This is a genomic window from Aeribacillus sp. FSL K6-8210, from assembly GCF_037963925.1.
GTDB classification, from domain to species: domain Bacteria; phylum Bacillota; class Bacilli; order Bacillales; family Aeribacillaceae; genus Aeribacillus; species Aeribacillus composti.
The window spans coordinates 209,974-233,709 of record NZ_CP150172.1; the positions used below are offsets into that span (position 1 = coordinate 209,974).

Here is a 23,736-nt window from a genome sequence, read left to right on the forward strand (position 1 = left end):
CGTTTATAAAAAATTGCACAGTTTTACCCCTTTAGATTATGATTGTCTAAAGGGGTGTTTTTATGTCCAAAAGAAGAACATCTAAAGCTGATTAAAGTAGATCGTGGCTCAGGTATAAGTTTTGATATTGGCACTGGTTAAACATTCAAGACGACCTTTACTAGATCGCTCTGCTCGTTTAAAGGGAATTAAAACGAATAACAGCACAGATTTAGAACGAAACCACTTTTATTTAACTGAATATTCTGATTTTCATCATTGATATTGGAGAACAGTTTCCTTTATTGCCGTTGGAAGAAACAATTGTCATTTCCAAATTGTAGTGCCCGGATTAAGCGATAGACCGTTTTCCACCCAGTAATTCCGTCTTCAGTCACTTCATTAAAACCAGCTCTACTGCCGTAGGTTTTATTCAGCCATCTTTGAACCTCTAAAACTCTTTCATCCATTCTTCTTTCTTTTCTATTAACTTACAATTCAATCTTATTTTGTTTAGAAAAGAGAAAAATATAGTAAAAATCTTTAAAAAGTAAGGAAAAATTAAACAATTCATTTAATTTTTTTTACGGTGATTTATAAAATTTTTGTAAAGTTATTACTAGCTCAAAAAGTTTAGTTTGTTTTCTGCAAGAAAAAAATACAGAGTGTTGCAGTATATCTTTATCAAAATTTTGAATAAATATACATATATGTATGTGATCTATCCATCAAGGGCTTGACATGGATTCTCTAACGAGAAGCGTGCTTAAATGAAATGTCAGAGAAACAACGTGAAATGTTGATTTATAGGGTGATAACTTCAAAGAAGGATTTTAGGAATAGTGGAACATATAAAAGCTTGATCAAAGATGCAAATATCGAGTATAAGTAAGCAATCCGAAGATTTTTCCGAGACTTTTCCGTCAGACTTTCTTTTTCTTCTGCCTAAAATCTCTATAATCCCTTTACCGATGAGATCTCAGACTTTCTTGGTCTTTTTCCTGTGTTGTTTCTCACGGTATAGAATCGACATTTGAAAATAAGTATTGCAAAAGAATGTTGAGACTTAAGGATCTAGATGTAACTAATGTTGAAAGCCCTCATTTCAAAAGTGGAACGAATACTTCTTCTATTAATTATTCGTAAGCGTCAAATACTCAGCACCTTCTAGTTGTGAATGTTACATGAGATAATCTCCATAGAAAAAATGCTGGAGGTTATGCTATGAATGATGCTGACAAAAGAATAGAATGGAAATCCAGGTATGATGCTTGGAAAACAAGTGGATTGAGTGCTTCTGAGTGGTCTCGCATCAATGATGTAAATATACATCAGATGTACTACTGGATTCGAAAGTTTCGAGAGGAAGAAATTTCTACGAACGAGCATCAATCAAAATGGTTGACGGTGGATGTCCAAGAAATCTCCTCCCATCATACGGGTCAGGAATCTGTCCTTATTCATTACGGTGCACTGTCCATCGAAGTACGTCCAGGCACCGATTTGAATCTACTTTCCGATGTAGTGCGTGTGATTCAAAATCGATGATATCTAACGCAAATTTTGAACGAGTGTACCTTGCACGTGGAAGCACCGATCTCCGGAAATCGATTGATGGTCTCGCAGTCATCGTCAAAGAATGCTTCGATTTGGATCCATTTTCCCCTTGTTTATTTGTTTTCTGTAATCGGAAAAGGGATAAACTTAAAATTCTACAGTGGGATAATAATGGGTTTTGGCTCCATTATAGAAGATTAGAAAGAGGAACTTTCAACTGGCCATCTGAACAAGAAGGAGTGCCGATGGATATCAGTCCTCGTCAGCTACGCTGGTTATTAGATGGCTTATCCATCGAACAAAAACAAGCCCATCCCACAGTGAAAGCACGCACGATTCTATGAAATTAAAAAACTTGAGAATCCGACTGGTCAAGCCGGATTCTTTTGCGTATACTGGAACTATGAAAAACATGGACATGAAAACTCAAGAAACAATTGAATACTATAAAGCGCGTAACGAAAAGCTTGAAATAGAAAAGGAAGCTTTGGAAGCGAAGCTAAAATGGTATGAGGAGCAATTTCGGTTAAGTCAACAACGTCGTTTTGGTTCTTCCAGTGAGAAGACCAATTCAGACCAACTGTCCCTTTTCAATGAAGCTGAAGCTACCGCAAATCCTGATGATGAAGAACCGACGATTGAAACCATTACATATACACGCAAGAAGAAGCGAAATCGTCGAGATGAAAAACTAGAAAACCTGCCTACTGAAACGGTGGAATACCGTTTGCCAGCTGAGGAACAGGTTTGTTCGTGTTGCGCTGGACCTCTACACGAAATGAGTACGCAAGTACGCAGAGAAATAGAAGTTATTCCAGCACAAGTAAAAGTGAAAAAGCATGTCCAATATGTTTATAGTTGTCGTCATTGTGAACGCCATGAAATAGAAACGCCTATTGTCACGGCGAAAATGCCGGCTCCTGTTTTTCCGGGAAGTCTGGCATCTCCATCGTCAATGGCTTATACGATGACGCAGAAATACGTTGAAAGTATGCCTTTGTATCGCCAGGAAAAACATCTGGAGCGATTTGGCATATTCATTTCCAGGCAAACTTTATCCAATTGGATTTTGTATGGAGCCGACACCTGGTTGAGTCCTGTTTACGACCGAATGCGTAACCATCTATTGAATCAGGATATCCTCCATGCGGATGAGACCACCTTACAGGTTCTTTCAGAACCTGACCGACGAGCGACTTCCAAATCATTTATGTGGCTTTATCGGACAGGACGAATGGGGCCTCCAATTGTTTTGTATGACTACCAGCGAACCCGTGCATCCAAACATCCTTTACGATTTTTGGAAGGTTTCCGTGGATATTTACATGTGGACGGGTATGCCGGTTATAACGGAATCCCTGATGTCAGTCTGGTCGGTTGTTGGGCTCATGCCAGACGTAAATTCACAGAAGCTTTGCAGGCTCTTCCTGAATCGGCTAAAACTACTCACGTTAAAGCCAAAGAAGGTCTTGCATTCTGTAACCAACTTTTCTCGATAGAACGGGATTTAAAGGACGTTAGTCCTGAAGAACGTTATAAGAAACGTTTAGAACGCAGCCAACCGGTATTGGAGGCTTTTTTGGCATGGCTTCATGAACAAGCCCCAAGAGTGTTGCCAAAAAGTGCACTTGGGCAAGCCATTAAATATTGTCGTAATCAATGGGACCGTTTAGTAGCTTTTTTAGAGGATGGTCGTTTAGAAATTGATAACAACCGCGCAGAACGATCCATTAAACCGTTTGTAATCGGGAGGAAAAACTGGCTGTTTAGCAATACCATAAAGGGGGCTAAATCCAGCGCAATCATTTATAGCATTGTGGAGACTGCGAAGGAAAACGGATTAAACCCATTCAATTATCTTAAATATTTATTTGAACAGCTTCCAAATATTAATCTGACTGACAAAGAAAAATTAGAACAACTCCTTCCTTGGTCCACAACAATTCCAGAAGAATGTCGTGTTCCTAATAAAGCTAAATAAACCATAACAATAGTCCACATCTAAAGGTAGGTGTGGACTATTTTACGCTTACAATTATTCATGTAAGGTTTCAATTCCTCATAGTTAAGATAAAAACGGTGAGTATTTTTGATCCACATCACAGATTCGCAAACTGAGTTTCAATTCCTCATAGTTAAGATAAAAACAAAATCGGTTCATCATTTTCATCCCAAGCATCGCAGTTTCAATTCCTCATAGTTAAGATAAAAACCGGTTCCACTTGCCACAACAGCTGCAGCTTTCAAGTTTCAATTCCTCATAGTTAAGATAAAAACCGGAGATGTCATCTATGAGTTCCCAGACGGTGAGATCGTTTCAATTCCTCATAGTTAAGATAAAAACGGCCAAACTTGGGTATTGGTCAGCGATGGGGGTTATGCTTCAATTCCTCATAGTTAAGATAAAAACGAAAATGAAAATACAAAAAATAAAGGAAGCATTGACGCTTCAATTCCTCATAGTTAAGATAAAAACTTTAATGAAGCCTTTTGTACGTGCTGGAATCTTTAGCTTCAATTCCTCATAGTTAAGATAAAAACCCCAAAAAACGTTGTTAAATAAGCATTTCATTTTTAATGCTTGACTGGTTATTTTTATTTTAACGAAAAGGGGAATTTTTATCAAACCTTTGATTTGCTTGGGCTCAATGAAGATTTGAAAGAGTCGTCGATCCCCGGGGATTTTTGCACGATTGGGGGTCGACGACTCTTTTTTATTTCCGTTTAAAACAGATTTCAAAGTTTGCCTGCCGACAATGAAATCCATGTTGTATCAACCATTTTACCTGACCCATCTGTTTTAATAAAGTAAACATCCGGCTCATTCCCTTCTCATTCAATTGAAGGAAGAGTGAGACCTATTTTTAACGTTTCATTCAGGAAAAATTGGTTTAGGTCCATTCGATCGGTTCCTACGATCTAAAATAAGAACATGATCTGAAAAATGATTGGTAGTTTTTACTTAAAATTCCCTTTTTTTCTTCCTGTTTACCAAAAGTTTCATATTTTCTCTTATAATGAAACAGAAAGCTGTTCCATATGTTGGAATCCATTTCGTTTCAATCGGAGGCATGAAGGCAGTGGATGTCAAGTATATCCCTTCTGAATGGGAAAAGACGAAGAAAGGTATTGGCGATCTGGTCGGTCTCGGTGTATGGGGCAAAGGCATGATTGATAAATTAAAAGATCTAAACGATCTTCTCGAAGACGTTCAAGCAGACATCGCCAAATATGACACAGACGGTGTCATCTCTTTCACCCACACAGACCGAAAAAAACAATATCAACAATTATATGAAGATTATCTCGTCTTGCACCGCTTTAGCAGCCGTGTCGGAGAGATTGTTGACCGCACCATAGATGATCTGTTTTATCAAGAGATCGATGCTTTTGTGGAAGCGATGCACAACTTATCCATATCAAAGATCAAAACGAAAAATCACATTGGTGCCAAAAAAACAGTTGTCGCTTCCGGAGCATACGGCACACAACAAACAATCGACGTGCCGAAAGCGGAAGTTGGACTGGAAGATCTGTTCAGTGGCAGCAACTACTATGCTAAGTTGATAGAACGGGAATACGTTTCATGGAAAGAACTGAACCCTAAAGCAAATTTTTCGAAACAAGAATATATACAAACAGCATTGAATTCCCGGGCTTTTCAGTATGAATCGATCAAAGATGGGCAGATGAACAAAGAATTTTGGGGACAAATAACGGCACTGGCTGTCATAGTAGGCACTTCCTTCATTTGTCCGCCAGCAGGGATGGCATTGGGGACAGCTTATGGTACACTGGAATTAAGTTCAGCCGTTTCCGGAAAAGACTGGATTTCAGGGAGAGAGTTGAAAACAGACGAACGAGTATTTCGTGGTGTCCTTTCTCCACTGGATATCGTCCCTGGCGTAAAGGGGCTTTCTAAATTCAGCAGCGCCGCCCGGTTCGCACCTCTTCTAGAAGCAATGGATCCCAAGCTATTTACAAGCTTGAAAGCTGGATTGCACCAGAAATCACAACGTGCCTGCGACCTGGTTGTCCATGCGGAAAACAGCATATTGGCCCGCATCAGGAGTGCCAAGGCATGGACGAAAGAAATGCCGCAGCATTTAAAAACCGGTGCGAGAAAAGGTTCGTTGCAAGTCGGTCGGTTCGTAGACAACGCCGCAACAAACTTAAGACACCTCCTGCCAAGCCGGCAAATGGGATTGGCCATAGAAGGGGTTGGGAATGTTAAGGTTCCGGTGGAGAATAAGATTCAAGCTTGGTTAAGTAAGATGGATGGGATAAATGTAGGCGGAAGTAAAGCAGGCAACGATGGCGTTGAACTTGGCACTAAGGGTACGGGTAATACTTCTAAAAAGTTAAGCTATGGAGAGCATTATACAAAAGTTGATGGTAAGAAAGCATTGAAACCTAATATTGAATATACAACCAAAGAAGGTTACCATTATAAAACTGATGGTAATGGAAGAATATCAAGTGTAGAAGCTAAGTTGCAACTTGGTAAAGCTGACCGGAATCCGTATGCACAAAGGACAGTTGGTAGGGAAGATAGATTATCAAATGATGATGGAGGACATTTGATAGCTAGTATTTTCAAAGGTTCAGGTGAAATTGACAATCTAGTACCGATGAATGCTAAATTAAATAGGAGTGAGTATAAATCGTTAGAAAACGCATGGAAAAAGGCGTTACAAGAAGGTAAAGAAGTAATAATTAATGTGAAACCCATATATGAGGGAAATTCAGTTAGACCAAGTGAATTTAAAATCAATTACACTATAGATGGAAAAAAATATTCAGATAGATTAACAAATTATACAGGAGGTAATTAAGTTGGAAACTAAAAAAATGGAGCAAATATATCAAAAAATTGCGAACACATTAGTTAAGATGATTCCAGAAGATTGGAGTAAGATTTATTTGTATGCTGAGTTAAGAGAAGGTTATAAAAAAGTTTTTTTCTACTATTATCCTGAAAATGGAGTGAAACCAGTGTATAGTCTTGACATAAATGATTTATTTTATGTCAATGAAGAAGAGTATGATGGGTTAGAAAATGATTTGTATAACTGTTTTTCTAAGTTACGTGAAGAATTTATAGAACAAGACCAAGAACCGTGGACAAACCTAACTTTCATTTTAGATAACACAGGTAAAATGAAGATAAATTATGGATATGAGGATATTTCTCACCTTTCTCCTGTAGAAAAACAAGAAAAATGGGAAGCTGAATATTTAAAGTAGAGCATTCTACTAATATGAAGTTTGAAATGCTTAGTTGAATAAGCATTTCAAACTTTTTTAAGGTATGCAATCTAAAAAGAAAGTTTTTAAATTGGGCAGAATGATGCCCCTTTAAAAGTCAAAAACTCATGAAGGCTGTACCATCATAGAGTTTTGTTTTAATACTAGGGTAAGATAATAAGAACGAGAATTAGGCGAGATGACATTTTTTAGACAGGAATTGTTATGACATTGCATAAGCAACAAATGAACGAGAGCGAACAAGTTCGAGGGTTTAAACATAACACTTGTCAAGAAATAAAAACATCCATGAGTAATTTTACTCCCCACCCATGCATGAAAATCCATCATTCCTTCCCATAATGGATATGAACGCAAACAGTTTTGAAAGACGTTCTCTTTAATGGTGGTTCGACCCTGTAATAAAAACTGTTTGAGTCCATTTGGTGTTCCACCCATTGTCAGCCCTTTTCGTGTGAAAAGGTGACTACGAACAGAAAAATGCCTAACGTGCAAATGGACTCCCTGTTTGCGAATTTATCGATGGAAGGAGTAAGAATCATGGATGTTCTTTATCATCGTTGTGCAGGATTAGATATCCATGCCGAAACAATTGTCGTTTGTGCTCTTCTTGGAGAGGAAGAACACGTTCAAAAGGAAGTTGAAACATTTCCTACTTTCACGAAAGACTTGTTTCGTCTTCTGAAATGGTTAGAAGATCGTGGTGTCACTCATATTGCGATGGAGAGTACGGGCGTTTACTGGAAACCTGTGTTCAATATTTTGGAAGATTACTTTGACATTACACTTGCCAACGCTCAGCGAATCAAAAATGTACCGGGGAGAAAAACCGATGTTTCCGATGCAGAATGGATCGCCAAATTGTTGCGTTACGGATTGATCGAGAAGAGTTTCGTACCTCCTGAGAACATTCGAGAATTACGGGATTTAACTCGCTTGCGCAAAAAATGGATCGGGCAGTTAACCGCGGAGAAAAACCGCATTCAAAAAGTGTTGGAATGTTCCAATATCAAGTTAAGTTCCGTGATTTCGGATGTATTTGGTGTATCTGGGCGAAAGCTACTGGAACGTTTAATGAAACAGGGATACATCGAAGAAACCGAAGTCGATGCTTGCATTCACAGGAGTATGAAGAGGAAAAAACAACAAATTCAGGATTCTCTCTTTGGTACATTGACCAACCATCAACTGTTCATGATTCGCCAATCGTGGAAGCACATCGAATCGTTGGAAAGTTTACTTCGAGACATCGAAGAACGAATCGACCAACTCTTACAAGTATACAAACAAGAGATGGAGCTTCTTGTGACCATACCGGGGGTCAAGAAGGAAACCGCTGCCGTGATTATCGCTGAAATCGGAGTCGATATGGGACAATTTCCAACGTCTCAACACCTCGCTTCATGGGCGGGAGTCGCGCCGGGAAATCATGAAAGTGCTGGAAAACGAAAAAGTACCCGAACGACGAAGGGGAATCCGCATATCAAATCGGCGTTATGTGAGGCGGCTTGGGCTTTGTCTCGATGTAGGAATCAACGTTTGGCAGCGAAATATTGGTCATTGGCGGCACGCAGGGGAAAGAAAAAAGCACTCGTTGCGATCGCGCACCGAATGCTTACCATCATTTACTGCATCATTTCTCGAAAAGAACCGTTTCGAGAGCAGTAAATAAATTAGTATAACCAAAAAGGTTCAGAAATATACGAGATACCTAAAAATAAGGTAGCTCTGCTTTCCTATTTCCTTTTTTTGGTCGTTAATAGGGTATCCAATTTGATTGTGGGGTATACCGCTTCAGCCATGGTTAATTGATTTTCACAGAAAAAGATGTCATACTGTCGATATAGAGTACATTAAACTTAAAACCTTAAAGAGATTGATAAATTTAGATAACGAATAAACTTAAAGCACTTGATTGCCTATTACAGGCGACAAGTGCTTTTTGCATTTTCGTATGAAATGTTTAAAAACGTCATATTTGAATTAAAAACTTATGAAGGCTGTACCATCATGGAGTTTTGTTTTAATACTTAGGTAGGGTGAGAAAAACGAGAAATAGACGAGATGACATTTTACATAGGAGAGATAGTTATGACATGGCATAGCTAACAAACTAACGAGAATGACAAAGCTCGTGGCGATAAACAAGGGGGAACGTAAAAAGGTGTTCGAAGACAGCGCTGGCCAATAAATTTTGGGTTGTATTTTTAATTGAGACGGTCGTATAATACTCGCTATTCGTTTAAAAAGCGTTACACAAATTAAAATTTATGTAACGGGAGGGTGAAAAGTTGAACGTTGTCGGGTATATACGAGTCTCTACACAAGGGCAAGCGAAAGACGGATACAGTTTAAAATATCAAGAAGAGGAAATCAAAGCATACTGTGAAGAGAATAGCTTGAACTTGGTACATATTTTTAGAGATGAAGGAATCAGTGGCGCAAAACTAAACGAAGAAGCACTAGAAATCGATAGGGTGAGCTTACAGGAGATGTTGGCTCATCTTGCGTCTACACAAATACAGTATGTGGTAGTGCTAAACACAAGTCGATTATGGCGGTCAGATATTGTAAAAGTACTGATTCAACGAGAACTGAAAAAATATGGTTGTGATATTAAAAGCATTGAACAGCCGTTTTACAGTATTCATAAAAAAGCCCCAAATGATTTCTTAGTAAATGGTTTGATGGAATTGTTAGACCAATATCAACGGCTTGAAATAGCACTCAAACTAACGAAAGGAAGAAATAAAAAAGCAAGGGAAGGAGGATATGCAGGAGGTCGGGTAACATTTGGTTACACTAAGCAAAAAGGCGAAAAGGAACTCAAGATACATAATGTTCAAGCAGAAGCAGTGAAATGAGTATTTGAGCTTAAGTAAAGATATAAGCATTGGTCTTTGTCTAGACTGGCAGAAGCATTAAATGACGAAGGTTATCGAACAACAAAAGGTAAACGATTTACGAAAGTACAAGTGAAACGGATTTTAGATCGAGAAAGATTTTACCAAGGGATTTACACATACGGACAAATACAAGCAAATGGTAAACATCAAGCAATAATTTAACAAATGAATTTAAAAAAAGTGCACATTTTCTTATAGGTTACCATGTAACGTTGAAAATGGATAGGCTTTCGTACCAATGCGCACCAGAAGGTGAACGCTCGAACTAAGGTTGCCGGCATTTTCATCTAATGATTGACAACTGAATCGGAGGATGAGCGATGCACAAAAAGCAGAGGTACTTGTATGTGGGTGTTGACTTACATAAACAGCATCACACGGCTGTCATCATGAACTGTTGGCAGGAGAAGCTTAGGGAAATACAGATTGAAAACAAGCCACCTGCTTTCTCTACGTTTTTATTAGAAGTGAATCAGCTCGCTGGTGAACAGTTAACACCTGTGTTTGGATTAGAAGATGTGGGAGGATATGGTCGAGCATTAGCGAAATATTTAATGGATCATGAACAAATCGTGAAAGAAGTGAATCCGGCTTTGTCGTTCGCCGAACGGAAAAGTCACATGACGACACAAAAAAGTGATAGCTGGGATGCAGAATGTGTGGCACGCATACTCGTCAACAAACTAGACCATTTACCAGATGCAAAACCGAATGACTTATATTGGTCAATACAGCAATTGGTGACAAGAAGAAATGCATTAGTCAAAGCACAAAGTGCTTTAAAAAATCAACTGCACATTCAATTGAGTTACCACTATCCAAGCTACAAAAAGTTTTTCTCAGAGGTGGATGGAAAAACGGCATTAGCATTTTGGGAACGATACCCGTCACCTTCATGTTTAGACGGAGTAAGTGTGAAACAGTTGACATGCTTTTTATTAGATGTCAGTCATAATACATGTTCAGTAAACAAAGCAAACGAAATACTAAAGCTTGTGAAAGAAGATGGACATACAATGAAAGAACATCAAGATACACGAGACTTTCTCGTGAGAAACATCGTGCAAGAGATTTCGTTTATAAAGCAGGGAATCGGCAAGGTGGAAAGAAAATTAAAAGAGTTAATGAGTTTACTAGATTTTCAATTAGAAACGATGCCGGGCATCGACCTCGTCACAGCATCTGGATTTATAGCAGAAATAGGTGACATCAGACGCTTTCCCAATGCTAACAAATTAGCACGATTTGCGGGGATTGCACCTGTTTACTTTGGTTCTGGTGGGAAAGGTAAGGAACAAAAAAGCAAACAGGGAAATCGGACGCTACACACTTTATTTTACAATCTAGCCGTACAGCAAGTACAAGTGGCAAAAGGAAGTAAATTGAAGAGGAACCCTGTGTTCCATGCTTACTACCAACGCAAGCTTAAAGAAGGGAAAACAAAGGGACAAGCATTGGTGTGTATCATGAGAAGACTTGTGAATATTATCTACGGCATGATGAAGCACAAAACAGCTTATCAAATGCCAAAAATGAAAGGGAATGAAGTAGTTTAATAAGGGTTTAGATAGGTTGTTTTTTATTTTTAACTTTTAAGATTACAACATAGGGTACGGGTAATGTTAGACCGTATGATGTCGTACCGTATCGTCCAAGCAATGCACCACTAGAAAATCACCATGGTATATTAGATGTCTGGGCTAAGCATAATGTACCAAACTATGTAAGTAGAGGTGCTGATACCCCTACAGTTGCTTTGACAAAAGCACAACATGATGTCACAAAAGCAGTATATAGACAATGGTTATACGAAAAAACCGGTAAAAACGTTGGAGGAAAAGTAGATTGGAAAACAGTTTCGCCGAGAGAAATGCAACAATTAACAGAGAGAATGTTCGATGCTGCTGGTGTTCCCCAGTCTGCTAGAAGAGGGTATTATCGTGCATTTCATCAATATATTTATCGGGAGTAGTGAAGAAAAATGAGGATTGAGAATTTAATTAATAAAATAAAAAGTTTAGGGGATTGTGTAGTTTATCCTCCAGCTGGTATTCCAAATGTGAGTACATCGCATATTTTACCTGATGATGTGTATAAGTTTTATGAGTTATGTGGGGGGGGGCGCTTTTATTTGAAAAGGCTGATTATTCCATTTTAATAGTCCCTCCTCAGGATTTTCAGTTAGCTAACCCTATTATTGTAGGGGAGTTATGTGAAGAAGATATTTCATCCGATTGGTATATCTGTGCAACGGATAGAAATGGAGAGTACATTACGATTGATTTGAATCCGGGTAGGCTCGGTAGGTGCTATGACAGCTTTTATGATAGGCATGGGGTGGTAGGAGAGTGTTCTATTATAGCGACTTCTTTTACCGATTTATTAGAACGATTGATAGAAAATAGAGGTAGACATTGGTACTGGCTACAAGAAGATTTTATACCGTTAGGTGATGCTTACGATGATTTTTAAAGCCATTTTTGAGAAAGGATGCTTCTCAGGATTCCTCCCCGGATTTAAAAAATTATATAAGGTATTTAACAATAAATTGAAAACCTTGACTGGCTATATGCCTTTCAAGGTTCTTTTTATTATTAATGGTTTCACTTAACAAGCAGGAAATGGCATTGGTCGAAGGAGAACTAAGAAAATTAATGAAATTACTCGATTACCAACTGGTGACAATGCCGGGGATTGATGTAGTGACAGCATCCGCCTTGGTTGCCGAGATTGGAGATATTCAGCGTTTTCCAAATGCCAATAAACTTGCTCGTTATGCGGGAATTGCGCCTGTACATTTTAGCTCTGGAGGAAAAGGAAAAGACCACAAAAGCAAACAAGGCAATCGAACGTTACATGCGTTATTTTATCAATTAGCGATACAACAAATACAAGTGGCAAAAGAAAGTAAAAAGCCAAGAAATCCTGTATTTTATGAATACTACCAACGCAAGCGAAAGGAAGGCAAAACAAAAGGACAAGCGTTGGTTTGTATCATGAGAAGGCTGGTAAATATTATTTATGGCATGATGAAGCATAAAACGGTTTATCAATTGCCGAATATAACAGAGCGAAAGGTAATTTAATAGGTGGTCTTTTTTTATAATAGCTTTTAAGATTACTACATAGGGTACGGGTAAAGTTAAGCTATTGCCTTCTTCTAAAGTACATGATGCAATAGGGAAACTTAACAGTAATCAGATAAAGTATATTATAAATGGAAGTAAAAAATCTAATCATCAATGGGAAAAACTTGTGCCTGATAAGAATTGGGGGAAAATAAAAGAAATTATCATCGATGTAATGCATAATGGTGCAGATATACCTTATAAATCTGTTTCTTCTAGAGTTAAAATGGTTAATGGACAATTGGTACAGGTGACATACAAAAAACTACCTGATGGAACAATAAGAATATCTGATGCGTGGGTGAAATAACTATGAAGGAAAAGATAAAGCAATTAATAACATCGGGTGATTTTCAAAAAGCAAAAGAATATATTGAGAATGAAGATAGAAATACTTTAAAGCAAGTTGTTCTTGAATTAGGATTCGATGAAGAGAGTATAAGTGCTTATTCATTTGTCTGTTATTTGATAAATAATAATGAGACTGCATATTATCATTACTTAGCTTCAGAGTTATTAAGTACTGCATTGTGCCATTTACCAGACGCTTACGCAAGTGCATTATACCATGCTAAAAGAGCAGTTGAATTAAGCCCTGAAGATGTTAGTTTGAAAGAACATTTGTTGTTATTCCATGACATTCCAGAAAAGTTAATTAGTAAAGAAGAAGCTAAAGCAATTGCTCAAGAAATATTAAAGATAATGCCAAATAGCGAAGCTGCAAAAAATGTGTTACACAATGCATAAATTTAAAGACCTTGAAAGAGTATTATGACTCTTTCAAGGTCTTTTTTATAGGGTGTGTAGTGCCGAATAACTCCCTTTGTAGTACAACATATACAAATAACCCTTGAAACTCCTGCATGATAATTTTTAGAATTGCCTTGTATGCACAGGATCACAGGATGAGTTTGAAAAAGATGTCCAATTTTATAATTTTCATCAACAATAAACAGCTGAAAAATCATCAGTTACTACCGTTTTTATCTCCCAAAAGCTTACCTTCGCTTTCTCCTTGCCTTTTGAAATTTTTTTCGCAACTTTTCCGCCCTTTATTCCGATTACTATAGCGCGAGCAGCTATGCCATGACCCAAAAGCATGACAGTTGGGATGCCCAATGTGTAGCGAATGTGTTAATCCGTCAATTCCCATATTTGCCTGATGTCATATATTTGTAAAGGCAGTAAAACTCCTCGAAATCCTGTGTTTTACGAGTATTATCAGAAAAAGCTAGCAGAAGGTAAAACCAAACAACAAGCGCTTATTTGCATTATGAGAGGACTTGTCAATATTATCTATTGTATGATGAAACACAAGACCGCTAATATCATGCCTGAACGGAAAGTCAGTTGATATAATGGGTGGTGGTTAGTGAAACTGCCACCCGTTTATAAAGTACATTTTTATAATTTCCTAAGGGTACTGTTAATCTTAATTCAGTTCCATCTGTAAAGAATGGTGAATTTAATAGATGGTTTAATTCACTAGCTCCTGATGAGTTTGATAAAGTATGGTCTGACCCTAGGTTAAGAAAAGCCATTGAAAGTAGACTTAGACATCCAGGTGGATTTCATGAGTGGCATTTAGTATCTCGAGCTCCTACTTTTAAACGGTGGGGTATAACAGCAGAACAAATTAAGGAATTAAGAACTGCTATAGAAGATGTGAAGTTTGTTAATCCAAAAGGAGTTCATGGCGGGAAGGGTTCTACGAAAGCTCATAATGAATTGTTAGAGATTATTGATTCTTCACCAGATTATGCAACATTTAAGAGACGACTCCAAAGTTGGGCTAATTATAGACTAGAAGGTGGAGTGGAATCTTTACCGGAAGGTCTTAGACCGTAAAAAAGCTAAGGAGGAGTATGAAGTATATGGAAAAGGAAGGATTTGTATCATTATTTATTGGCAACTCTAAGTCATATAAGGATCTTCAAAACTATATTTTGAATAGTTATACAGAAGATGGAGATTTACTACCTTCCGAATTTGAAAAAGACTTTAACATTGATTACTATAATGAAGATTTTAGAGAAGTAGAATTCTATGATGAACCATCGAATGATTTACGTGTTCTACTTGAAGGTTTTTCTTATGATGAGGAGATACTTCCAAAATTTATAGAGCTTTGCGGTGAGCGTTTAAATCAAGAAGCGAACTCAGTTATTTTACTTTATAACTTTCAATATAATGGAAATGTCAATGAAAAAAATCAGTTTAGATTTTTAGGAACCGTACAATATAAGTAATTATAAACACCTTGAATGAGTGTGCGACACTCTTTCAAGGTTTCTTTTTTTATTTTATAAGAGGGGTGAGTGCCAAATAAACCACTATTGATACAGCCTATACTCATAACCTACGGAACTTGGAAAGAAGCATTGATGTTTTATTCAGTAAATTTAATCAAAATTTTTTACAAAACTAGATAATTTTGTACACGAATAATAAAACTGTTTAAAAATATATAATAATTGTTTAAAAATCAGGGCGATATAAAAGTTTTAACGCCTTACCCATTTACATGGCAACGATTATTTGTCTCTTTACAATTTTTCATAAACTGAGTAAGATAATTTCTGTAAAATTGAATATGATTAAATCGCTGAATCCTTTTAAGGAGCGGGGGAACCATTTTGTAACGTTTTGTTACTTGGGGTGAATCCTTGAAAAAGGAGGGGCTACTCTCATAGTCCTAATCCGACAGCTAACCTCGTAAGCGTTTTGGGAGGGATGTAAGTTGAATGATGTCTTTTTGGCCACTGAGTACATCCTCAGTGGTTTTTTATGTTTATGAAGATGCACATAAAAGTCCATACAGTTCATCAAGCTATAAGAGAGGAAAAAGCCTAATACTTTTAAGAAAGAAGGAGTCTTGAAAATGGCTTATTTGAAACGGTTATTCATCGGTTCGCCAATGGAAACGAAACGATTGAAACATGAAAAATTACCAAAATGGAAAGCATTGGCAGTATTTTCTTCGGATGCATTGTCTTCCGTAGCGTATGCAACAGAAGAAATATTATTAGTATTGATGATATTAGGAACCAGCGTGTTTTTTTATTCCTTACCCATAGCTTTGGCGATTGTAGGGCTTTTAGTCATTGTGACTTTATCCTATAGACAAATCATTTATGCCTTCCCATCAGGAGGCGGAGCTTATGTAGTGGCAAGAGACCACATCAATACCACCACAAGCCTAGTAGCAGGCGCAGCATTAATGATTGATTATGTTCTTACGGTTGCGGTTAGTATTAGCTCAGCCGTTGCGGCTCTTACTTCTGCTTTTCCAGCATTGCTTACTTGGAAAGTGGAAATAGCCGTCGCTCTTGTATTATTGCTCATGATTTTAAATTTGCGGGGAATTACCGAATCAGCCACTGTATTTGCCTATCCAACCTATTTATTTATTATTTCAGTACTAGTTCTCATTATTGCAGGAGGATGGAAATTATATAATGAAGGATGGCATGGTTTTAATTATGCAAATCACGCTACACCTGAACATTTCTTCGCTAGTGGATACGGAGTGTTTATTTTATTAAGGGCTTTTTCATCCGGTTGTTCAGCAATGACAGGAGTGGAAGCCATTAGCAACGGTGTGCCATCGTTTAGACCTAACAGTTCCAAAAATGCTGCAATTACAATGGGATGGATGTCTTTACTGTTAGGCATCATGTTTCTAGGTATTACAATTTTAAGTGCAGGCTTCGGAGTGACTCCAGCCGAACATAAGACTGTCATTTCTCAAATTGGAAGTCACGTCTTTGGCAATAGCATATTATTTTATATTTTTCAGATGATCACCATGTTAATTTTAGTATTAGCTGCGAATACAAGTTTTGCCGGATTTCCGCAGCTTGTTTCGATTATAGCTACTGACCGTTATTTGCCGAGAAGTTTAGCAGCGCGCGGAGATCGTTTGGTGTTTTCCAATGGAATTATTCTCTTGAGTATTTTAGCGATCATTTTAATTATCGTATTCCATGGTAAAACACATTCTCTGATCCCGCTGTATGCAGTCGGAGTATTTCTTTCCTTTACGATCGGTCAATACGGTATGATTAAAAAAATATGGAAAGAAAAATCGAAAAGCAATATGGCCACATTGTCGATCATTATCACTGGAACAATTGCTACAGGATTAGTAACGATCATTACCGTTATAGCGAAATTTACACACGGTGCATGGTTAGTGATTGTAGCCATTCCATTGATCGTTGTCTTGTTTAACAAAATTCATGCTCATTATGAAACATTAGCTCAGCAATTAAAATTGGATAAAAGTGATCGGACTGAAACAAAAGAAATTGTGACTCCGAAGGTGATCATCCCGATTTCAGGCATTAGTAAAGTCGTTGATCAATCTGTACAATATGCAAAAAGTATTTCAGACGATATTACAGCCATTACAATTGTTTTTGCCGAAGAAGAAGAACAGAAAATACGCGACAAATGGTATAAGTTGTATCCAGATATCGAGCTGAAAATTATTTATTCACCTTATCGGACAATCCTTTCTCCATTATTGGATTACATTAATAAAGTAGAAAAAGAAACAAAAGGAGCAACCATAACTATTTTAATGCCGCAATTTATTGTGAAAAAATGGTGGCATACTTTACTTCATAACCAAACAGCGATCTTTTTAAGATTCTTTTTGATCCTGAAAAAAGACATCGTCATTGCAACGCTTCCGTACCATTTAAAAGAATAACATCTGGCTTTTGGCACTTGCTTAGGCGTTGTAAGTGTATATGAATCCGAGGATATATGTTCGAATTTCAAGAGCATATATCCTCTTTTTTCATACGTACATCTATCCGAATCGATTCTGTATGCGGTTATTCATAATTTGCCTCTCAATAACAGTTTTGATGTTTTTTGCAAGCAACAGTGTAGAGAATTGCAAGAAAAAATACATAGGCTTGTGTAAAAAGCAATCAAAGTTATCTCAAAGCCTAAATAGTCGTGTTAAAGCCTAAAAAGTCATGTTACGAGCCGAGCGAAATTCAGGGTTTCCCCGGCTCTTTTCTTTGAATCAGCAGGTTTGCAAAACGCGAAACTCCCTGATAAATCAGGCATTTCCCAGATTTTTTTACTCTGATATCTTTTCCAAAGCCCCATTCTTTCCCTATATTTTCTCCTGCCTGCCACACGACTTTAATTGCTGGTTTTGCCCCGTTTTTTCAAGTCCTCACCTCTGTTTTTCCATGAACCGTATTACGACTATAATTTCTATGGAATTTTTTGTGAAAGGGTGTAAAAAGGCTGAAAAGCCTTGTGGCTGTAAGAGCGAGAGGGGATTGGGGAAGGTGAGATGGGCGATACGACTTTATTTGCGAGGCACATCCGTTTTTGACATTTGTGAACAAAACAATTGGAAATACCTATTTCGTTTAAAGGAGGCCGGATCAAAAGCATTACCTCTGAATTTTTGGTCATTCAATCACCCGAAGAAACGGCGGAGGAAGCGAATCTGTTTTGGGCCAATGATCTCTCATACCGTGACCGAAGCGTGAATCTTTTGGAAGCCAGATCGAAACGGAGGGTGAGAAGAGCCGTCAATTTCTGTTTATAACGAACATCAGAATCACGAAAAACAATGCGGAAAAATTCGTCTTGGCGGGGCGAAGTCGCTGGAAAATCGAAAACGAGGGGTTCAACCACCAAAAGAACGGTTGGCACCATCTTGAACATGTCAATTGCTATAACTATACCGCAATGAAAAACCATTACTTGCTAGTGCAGATCGCATACATTCTGATTCAACTGTATCTCAACGGGTCCAAAATCCTAAGAAGCCTGAAAAAATCGGCAAAGGAAAAATCCTCGGATCTGTTGGAAGCGACTCGCACGCGCATCTTAACAGACGAGGATTTCCATCAATTAGGCAAACCGATCCAAATCGGTTTACCTAGATAATACTAGAATATCAAAGGATGTGATGCCCGAAAAGGACTTTTTGTCGTTATCCACAATTTAAAAAAAGAAATAAAGACATTCGGGTCGTTTTGACTGTAGAAGAGGAAAAAACAAATTAACAGAAAATTAAAAAATGTGGATAAGACATTTTACCCTAAAAAAGGGTGTGACATACAAATTTACTCCTCTGGTTTATAGGATCTGTCCGATTGCCATACTATTCGTTTTTGCTATAAATGTATGGAACGAACCAAACATTCCTTTCTATAAAAAGATGGTTAGCTTTTCTTTTGACTCTAAAATTTGCAGTTCTTCAAAGGGAAATAAACTTTCTTGTAGAATATAAATAAGACTTCCTCCTAATGGGTTTTTGTGGTTTGGTCACTTCAAGAATTCTACAAATTAGGGGTGAAGTCCTTTTTCCTGCTTTTAAATGCCTTATGACTCTAGGGACGAAAAAAAATGCAAAATCCTCAAATAAATTATCTAGAAGAAATTTTGAATTTAAATACTCTGAAAAAAGGAAATAGTTAAAAGTAGTGTTGATAGACTACCTGCAGATAAAAGTATAACGACCCTACCCTTATTTTTATTTCCGTTACTATCTTTGCGAGATTTTATAAGTTCAATACTCAACAAACTCCATATAACTATAGATGCTATACCTGTGATTAAAGTAAAATCTGTAGACACATTATTGCCTCCTCAAAATTTTAGTTTATTTTACCATATAATAAATAGGTAAATATATCTATTTTATGTATTATATGGTCTTTTGTGAACGTTAAACTAGAATAAACAGTTTTTCACAAATAAGATTAAACAATATTCAAATTAAGTAGGAGGGGGTGACTAGCCCCCGTCCTCTCACACCACCGTACGTACCGTTCGGTATACGACGGTTCAATCAAAATCATTGACGCAAGAATTCATAACGAGGTACATAGAGCAAAAAACGCAAATTTTGTACGCTAAGGGATTCTCTTCTCTCAGATGCTTTCATTTTAAACATCTCCCTAACTTCACTTCATATACACTTCGCATAAGTCGATTCGACCTCGTCCATGGACAAGCCATTCATGAACGGTATCAATACATTCATTCACTGTTTTATAAAGATCTCGCTCATCTCCAGATACCCCATAATCTTTCCTCAAACCATTTGAGTGATTATGTAACATTCGCTCAATCATCCATCCCTTTTCCTTTAAAAATATGTATATCGGAAGTCATGTAATCCCTTGTAGTCATCCTCGCCTTTTCAGCTTCACGTAGATAAGCTGACTTTAAGCTAGTGTATTTGATTGGAGAGATATAATCGATTTTGGGTCTATTTTGATTTTGTATCAATTCACGTATTCTCTCCTCATATTCAGGACGACAAGGTGTGACTCCAGGTCTTCCAGCCTTTGTTACACCTTGAGCTGTATTCACTGTCTTTTTATTTTTCACAGCCACCCAAAACAACCTTCCATTATTCTCCTGGATATTGGTTACACGCGTTGACGCAACCTCTCGTAAACGCAAGCCAAACGCCAACAGTAAATCCATTGCGATACGGGCGTTAGCTGACATACGAGTTTTAAGCAGTTGAATTAACGGCTTTTTCGGGGGAGAAAGCACCTTTTTCCATAAACACAAGAGGCAAATACAACTTGACACCAGCTTTTTTGCCCATTTATGATTGGTCAAATTAATTGATAATGTACTTGAATCAAGCATTTTTAACAGCATAACAAGTTTCGTATCATATGTTTTAGCATGAATTTGTGAGACTAAATCAAGGAAAAGCCTTTGAAATAGATCGGGGTTCATGTCGTTTAATCGCCTTGACAACTGAGAAATACTGTTCGAATCGAGGTCAATTTCTTTTTGAAGCTGGTCATTGAAAAGACAATCGCTTAACGCATGTAGACTTCGACTTCTTCTAGCTGCGCAAAAAGGAGTAATATTAGAAATGACTCAGTCGTTATTTTCTTCGTATAGTAATCTAATTTCATCGTTTTCACCAATTCCTCGAATAATTGAAGATTTATGGGTGAAAACCATTGCCCAAATGAAGTTTTTAGTGTAATCTTGTCCATGATATATGTCCTTTATTAGTGGATTTGGACGGGCTACCACCAGACTTATCCATTATAAAGGACTTTTTCTTTATGCAAAATAATAAAATTGAACATTTTAAGTATTTCTAATATTCAATTTAAATTAATGCAATACTAGTGAAATAATTTGATGATGTATAAAAGTTTGTGTAAAGCATTTTGCTAGACCAAAAGAAAAAAGGTAGGGTATTCTCTGATTTGACCAACAACACATTCCAGAGAAAGGAGAACCCTACCTATGTCTAAAAGTATACCGAATGTAGACTGGGTCAATCAACTGGAAAGTGCGATTCGCCAGTTTGTAAAGGAAAAATTAGAACTCATCATGCGTGAAGAAATAAAACATTTCCTCGAAATGGAACAGACTGGAACGTCAAATATGAGAAACGGCTACTATCAGCGAAACCTAGATACGCAATATGGCCGGATTGAAGGGCTTTTAGTCCCAAGAGACCGAAACGGGGAATTTCAAACGCAGTTGTTTCCCCCTTACCAACGCCATACCGGCTGGCTCGAGGAAGCTGTCATCAAGATGTATCAAAGTGGCATGAGTACACGTGAGATTGGCAAGTTTATTGAACGAATTTTAGGAAATGTTTATTCTCTTGCAACGATCAGTCGTATGACCGATGTCGTGAAGGAGGACATCGAGAAATGGCACACTGGTACCTTCAAGAATTTTGTGTAATGTAAGTCTGATCAGAAGAATAATTGTATAAAAATTTACAATTTTGTGAAGATCAAAGTATAACGTTTGACTGTACAGTTTGATTATAATATGATCTTATTAGAAGGGTAAAAAGGGGGTATAGATGGATGGGGTCGTCTATAAAATTGGTGAACTAGCAAGTATAGCAAATGTTTCTAAAAGAACAATCGATTATTATACAAAACTAGGCTTGCTTAAAGCAGAACGGTCCAAATCGAATTATCGATATTATGATTCATCTGCTCTAGAGGATTTAAAATTAATTGACCATTACAAAAAACTGAATTATTCATTAGACATGATAAAAGAGAGGCTAGAGTTGCATAGAAAAAAAACAGCAGCCGAGGAAGAACTTATTCTTAAACAAGCCAAAACAATTGCTGAACATATGAAATTATTGGAGGATGAAATTAAAGAAATTCATGATCTTTTAGGCAAATTGGATGATGAATGTAAGAAAAAGATTTCGAATCAATTGTCTCCACAGACGATGGCATTATTACAATCATTAATCATGTTTTTAGGATGATAAAGAGAGATCTATACAAGGGAATAGTGAAAAAAGCATAATTACTGTTGACATTTCGTTATTAGGAGGTGTAAGTCGTTCCTTTTTCTAGGGGAACGGCCGTAGTTTGGAAATATTTAATTTATTTATGGTTGCTGTATTAATTGGTTTCACAGCATTTTTCGTCGCTTCTGAATTCGCCATTGTAAAAGTCCGATCTTCAAGAATAGATCAGCTTATCTCAGAAGGAAATAAAAATGCTGTTGTAGCTAAAAAAATCATTTCCAATTTGGACGAATATTTATCAGCGTGCCAGCTTGGAATCACCATAACAGCATTAGGTTTAGGCTGGCTAGGAGAACCGACTGTTGAGCATCTTCTTCACCCCGTTTTTGAAAAAATGAATTTTTCCCCATATGTGTCTAATATACTGTCATTTGGAATTGCTTTCGCTGCGATTACATTTTTACATGTCGTTATTGGAGAATTGGCTCCGAAAACGGTAGCCATTCAAAAGGCAGAAGCTATTACATTATTAACAGCAAGACCCTTAGTTTTGTTTTATAAAATCATGTATCCATTTATTTGGGCATTAAACGGTTCTGCAAGGGGCATTATCCGTTTATTTGGCATAAAACCAGCTTCCGAACATGAGCTTGCACACTCAGAGGAAGAGCTGCGGCTTATTTTATCTGAAAGCTACAAAAGCGGCGAGATTAACCAAACGGAATACAAATATGTGAATAACATCTTCACGTTTGATGACCGGATCGCAAAAGAAATCATGGTTCCCCGAACAGAAATTGTTGCACTTGATAAAAATAAAACCATTAAAGAAAACTTGGAAATCATCAAAAAAGAAAAATTTACAAGATATCCGGTAATTGACGGAGATAAAGATCATGTTATTGGCCTTATCAACATCAAAGAGGTATTTACAGAAATCTCCTCTTACGATAGCTTAAATACCGAAAAATCCATAGATGATTTTGTCCGTCCAATTATTCAAGTCATTGAATCCATTCCAATCCATGATCTGTTGCTGAAAATGCAAAAAGAACGAATACACATGGCGATTTTATATGATGAATATGGCGGTACATCCGGTTTGGTCACAGTTGAAGATATTCTTGAAGAAATTGTCGGTGAGATTCAAGATGAATTTGATGAAGATAAAAAACCCATCATCCAACAAATAAATCATGATCGAGCTTTAGTTGATGGCCGCATCTTAATTAGCGAGATAAATGATTGGTTAGGGTTGAAAATTGAAGAAACGGATGTAGATACACTTGGCGGATGGATGTTAACTGAGCGTTATGATATTAAACAAGGGGAAAGTATTGAATTTGGACCGTACACCTTTCACGTAGTGGAAATGGCCGGGAACCATATTAAAACGATTGAGATTACTAAAATTGATAAAGGCTCGCCGGTTCTAGTAGAAGATTAATCATAATAAGACTTGGCGACAAGATCCCCCAGCTAGCAGAATACAAAAAAGTCTGCCAAAAGGTTTCGATATTTCAACCCACAGGGGATTACTGTAATCCCCAAAACGTCTTATAGTTGCGGCGAAAATAAAAATCTGTCATCCGCCAAATTCTTTTAAACGAAGCTCTCTAAATTGAGTTCACTCCTTCTAATGGTC

At 37.3% G+C, this 23,736-nt stretch carries 16 protein-coding genes, 7 pseudogenes, 1 CRISPR repeat array and 1 riboswitch; of the genes and pseudogenes, 19 read left to right on the forward strand and 4 right to left on the reverse strand.

Annotated elements, in window-relative coordinates; translation table 11 throughout:
* Positions 1-1,203: 1,203 nt before the first annotated feature.
* The 16 genes and pseudogenes from NSQ41_RS01160 (at position 1,204) to NSQ41_RS01235 (ending at position 17,555) form a co-directional block, all read left to right on the forward strand.
* Entirely contained in the window at positions 1,204-1,527 is a 324-nt protein-coding gene (locus tag NSQ41_RS01160; RefSeq protein WP_063389610.1) for a hypothetical protein, read from the forward strand.
* The gene (tnpB, locus tag NSQ41_RS01165; RefSeq protein WP_063389611.1) at positions 1,524-1,880 is read left to right on the forward strand and encodes an IS66 family insertion sequence element accessory protein TnpB; all 357 of its coding nucleotides are present in this window, start codon (positions 1,524-1,526) and stop codon (positions 1,878-1,880) included. The genes NSQ41_RS01160 and tnpB overlap by 4 nt, the downstream gene beginning before the upstream one ends.
* A gap of 59 nt (positions 1,881-1,939) precedes the next feature.
* Positions 1,940-3,517 carry an IS66 family transposase gene (locus tag NSQ41_RS01170; protein WP_339211585.1) on the forward strand — a complete coding sequence of 526 codons (1,578 nt, stop codon included), beginning with the start codon at positions 1,940-1,942 and terminating at the stop codon, positions 3,515-3,517.
* A 69-nt stretch (positions 3,518-3,586) separates the two neighbouring features.
* Positions 3,587-4,077: direct repeats of the CRISPR family, unit length 28 nt; unit sequence TTCAATTCCTCATAGTTAAGATAAAAAC.
* Positions 4,078-4,607: 530 nt separating this feature from the next.
* The gene (locus NSQ41_RS01175) at positions 4,608-6,371 is read left to right on the forward strand and encodes a DNA/RNA non-specific endonuclease (protein ID WP_339210796.1); all 1,764 of its coding nucleotides are present in this window, start codon (positions 4,608-4,610) and stop codon (positions 6,369-6,371) included.
* Between the two features lies 1 nt (position 6,372).
* Positions 6,373-6,783 carry an immunity protein YezG family protein gene (locus tag NSQ41_RS01180; protein WP_144598442.1) on the forward strand — a complete coding sequence of 137 codons (411 nt, stop codon included), beginning with the start codon at positions 6,373-6,375 and terminating at the stop codon, positions 6,781-6,783.
* A 561-nt stretch (positions 6,784-7,344) separates the two neighbouring features.
* Positions 7,345-8,472, forward strand: a complete 1,128-nt coding sequence (locus NSQ41_RS01185; RefSeq protein WP_094244858.1) for an IS110 family transposase — start codon at positions 7,345-7,347, stop codon at positions 8,470-8,472.
* A 623-nt stretch (positions 8,473-9,095) separates the two neighbouring features.
* Positions 9,096-9,872: pseudogene (locus NSQ41_RS01190) on the forward strand (recombinase family protein).
* A gap of 158 nt (positions 9,873-10,030) precedes the next feature.
* On the forward strand, positions 10,031-11,266 hold the full coding sequence (locus NSQ41_RS01195; protein ID WP_339210798.1) for an IS110 family transposase: 1,236 nt from the start codon (positions 10,031-10,033) through the stop codon (positions 11,264-11,266).
* A 65-nt stretch (positions 11,267-11,331) separates the two neighbouring features.
* Positions 11,332-11,682, forward strand: a pseudogene (locus tag NSQ41_RS01200) (hypothetical protein); the annotation flags it as partial.
* A 9-nt stretch (positions 11,683-11,691) separates the two neighbouring features.
* Positions 11,692-12,182: pseudogene (locus NSQ41_RS01205) on the forward strand (SMI1/KNR4 family protein).
* Between the two features lie 158 nt (positions 12,183-12,340).
* Positions 12,341-12,796: pseudogene (locus tag NSQ41_RS01210) on the forward strand (transposase); the annotation flags it as partial.
* A gap of 64 nt (positions 12,797-12,860) precedes the next feature.
* Complete coding sequence (locus tag NSQ41_RS01215; protein ID WP_327856369.1) at positions 12,861-13,148, forward strand: polymorphic toxin type 35 domain-containing protein; 288 nt, start codon at positions 12,861-12,863, stop codon at positions 13,146-13,148.
* A 2-nt stretch (positions 13,149-13,150) separates the two neighbouring features.
* Entirely contained in the window at positions 13,151-13,585 is a 435-nt protein-coding gene (locus tag NSQ41_RS01220; RefSeq protein ID WP_339210800.1) for a hypothetical protein, read from the forward strand.
* 445 nt (positions 13,586-14,030) lie between these two features.
* Positions 14,031-14,192 (forward strand): annotated as a pseudogene (locus NSQ41_RS01225) (IS110 family transposase); the annotation flags it as partial.
* Between the two features lie 520 nt (positions 14,193-14,712).
* The gene (locus tag NSQ41_RS01230; protein WP_339210801.1) at positions 14,713-15,087 is read left to right on the forward strand and encodes an immunity 22 family protein; all 375 of its coding nucleotides are present in this window, start codon (positions 14,713-14,715) and stop codon (positions 15,085-15,087) included.
* Positions 15,088-15,431: 344 nt separating this feature from the next.
* A riboswitch (cyclic di-AMP (ydaO/yuaA leader) is annotated at positions 15,432-15,575 on the forward strand.
* Between the two features lie 144 nt (positions 15,576-15,719).
* Positions 15,720-17,555, forward strand: coding sequence for an APC family permease (locus tag NSQ41_RS01235; protein ID WP_339210802.1), 1,836 nt, complete (start codon positions 15,720-15,722; stop codon positions 17,553-17,555).
* 1,712 nt (positions 17,556-19,267) lie between these two features.
* Here the strand turns inward: NSQ41_RS01235 and NSQ41_RS01240 are convergent.
* The 4 genes and pseudogenes from NSQ41_RS01240 to NSQ41_RS01255 all read right to left on the reverse strand — a co-directional run.
* Positions 19,268-19,456 carry a hypothetical protein gene (locus NSQ41_RS01240; RefSeq protein WP_339210803.1) on the reverse strand — a complete coding sequence of 63 codons (189 nt, stop codon included), beginning with the start codon at positions 19,454-19,456 and terminating at the stop codon, positions 19,268-19,270.
* 329 nt (positions 19,457-19,785) lie between these two features.
* On the reverse strand, positions 19,786-19,956 hold the full coding sequence (locus NSQ41_RS01245) for a hypothetical protein (RefSeq protein WP_165381913.1): 171 nt from the start codon (positions 19,954-19,956) through the stop codon (positions 19,786-19,788).
* Positions 19,949-20,221 carry a hypothetical protein gene (locus NSQ41_RS01250; RefSeq protein ID WP_327856013.1) on the reverse strand — a complete coding sequence of 91 codons (273 nt, stop codon included), beginning with the start codon at positions 20,219-20,221 and terminating at the stop codon, positions 19,949-19,951. The genes NSQ41_RS01245 and NSQ41_RS01250 overlap by 8 nt, the downstream gene beginning before the upstream one ends.
* A gap of 127 nt (positions 20,222-20,348) precedes the next feature.
* A pseudogene (locus NSQ41_RS01255) lies at positions 20,349-20,847 on the reverse strand (DUF4372 domain-containing protein); the annotation flags it as partial.
* 259 nt (positions 20,848-21,106) lie between these two features.
* Here NSQ41_RS01255 and NSQ41_RS01260 point away from each other — a divergent pair.
* The 3 genes and pseudogenes from NSQ41_RS01260 to NSQ41_RS01270 form a co-directional block, all read left to right on the forward strand.
* A pseudogene (locus NSQ41_RS01260) lies at positions 21,107-21,529 on the forward strand (transposase); the annotation flags it as partial.
* A 151-nt stretch (positions 21,530-21,680) separates the two neighbouring features.
* Positions 21,681-22,106, forward strand: coding sequence for a MerR family transcriptional regulator (locus tag NSQ41_RS01265; RefSeq protein WP_063386472.1), 426 nt, complete (start codon positions 21,681-21,683; stop codon positions 22,104-22,106).
* A 106-nt stretch (positions 22,107-22,212) separates the two neighbouring features.
* Positions 22,213-23,538 carry a hemolysin family protein gene (locus tag NSQ41_RS01270; RefSeq protein WP_339210805.1) on the forward strand — a complete coding sequence of 442 codons (1,326 nt, stop codon included), beginning with the start codon at positions 22,213-22,215 and terminating at the stop codon, positions 23,536-23,538.
* The last annotated feature ends 198 nt before the right edge of the window (positions 23,539-23,736 follow it).

What these genes read in the sequence shown, in the direction of transcription:
- NSQ41_RS01170 (WP_339211585.1), top strand. Translation starts at nt 1,940, where the DNA reads ATGAAAAACATGGACATGAAAACTCAAGAAACAATTGAATACTATAAA.
- NSQ41_RS01220 (WP_339210800.1), top strand. Translation starts at nt 13,151, where the DNA reads ATGAAGGAAAAGATAAAGCAATTAATAACATCGGGTGATTTTCAAAAA.
- NSQ41_RS01230 (WP_339210801.1), top strand. Translation starts at nt 14,713, where the DNA reads ATGGAAAAGGAAGGATTTGTATCATTATTTATTGGCAACTCTAAGTCA.
- NSQ41_RS01265 (WP_063386472.1), top strand. Translation starts at nt 21,681, where the DNA reads ATGGATGGGGTCGTCTATAAAATTGGTGAACTAGCAAGTATAGCAAAT.
- NSQ41_RS01195 (WP_339210798.1), top strand. Translation starts at nt 10,031, where the DNA reads ATGCACAAAAAGCAGAGGTACTTGTATGTGGGTGTTGACTTACATAAA.
- NSQ41_RS01245 (WP_165381913.1), bottom strand. Translation starts at nt 19,956, where the DNA reads ATGATTGAGCGAATGTTACATAATCACTCAAATGGTTTGAGGAAAGAT.
- NSQ41_RS01235 (WP_339210802.1), top strand. Translation starts at nt 15,720, where the DNA reads ATGGCTTATTTGAAACGGTTATTCATCGGTTCGCCAATGGAAACGAAA.
- NSQ41_RS01185 (WP_094244858.1), top strand. Translation starts at nt 7,345, where the DNA reads ATGGATGTTCTTTATCATCGTTGTGCAGGATTAGATATCCATGCCGAA.
- NSQ41_RS01160 (WP_063389610.1), top strand. Translation starts at nt 1,204, where the DNA reads ATGAATGATGCTGACAAAAGAATAGAATGGAAATCCAGGTATGATGCT.
- NSQ41_RS01175 (WP_339210796.1), top strand. Translation starts at nt 4,608, where the DNA reads ATGAAGGCAGTGGATGTCAAGTATATCCCTTCTGAATGGGAAAAGACG.
- tnpB (WP_063389611.1), top strand. Translation starts at nt 1,524, where the DNA reads ATGATATCTAACGCAAATTTTGAACGAGTGTACCTTGCACGTGGAAGC.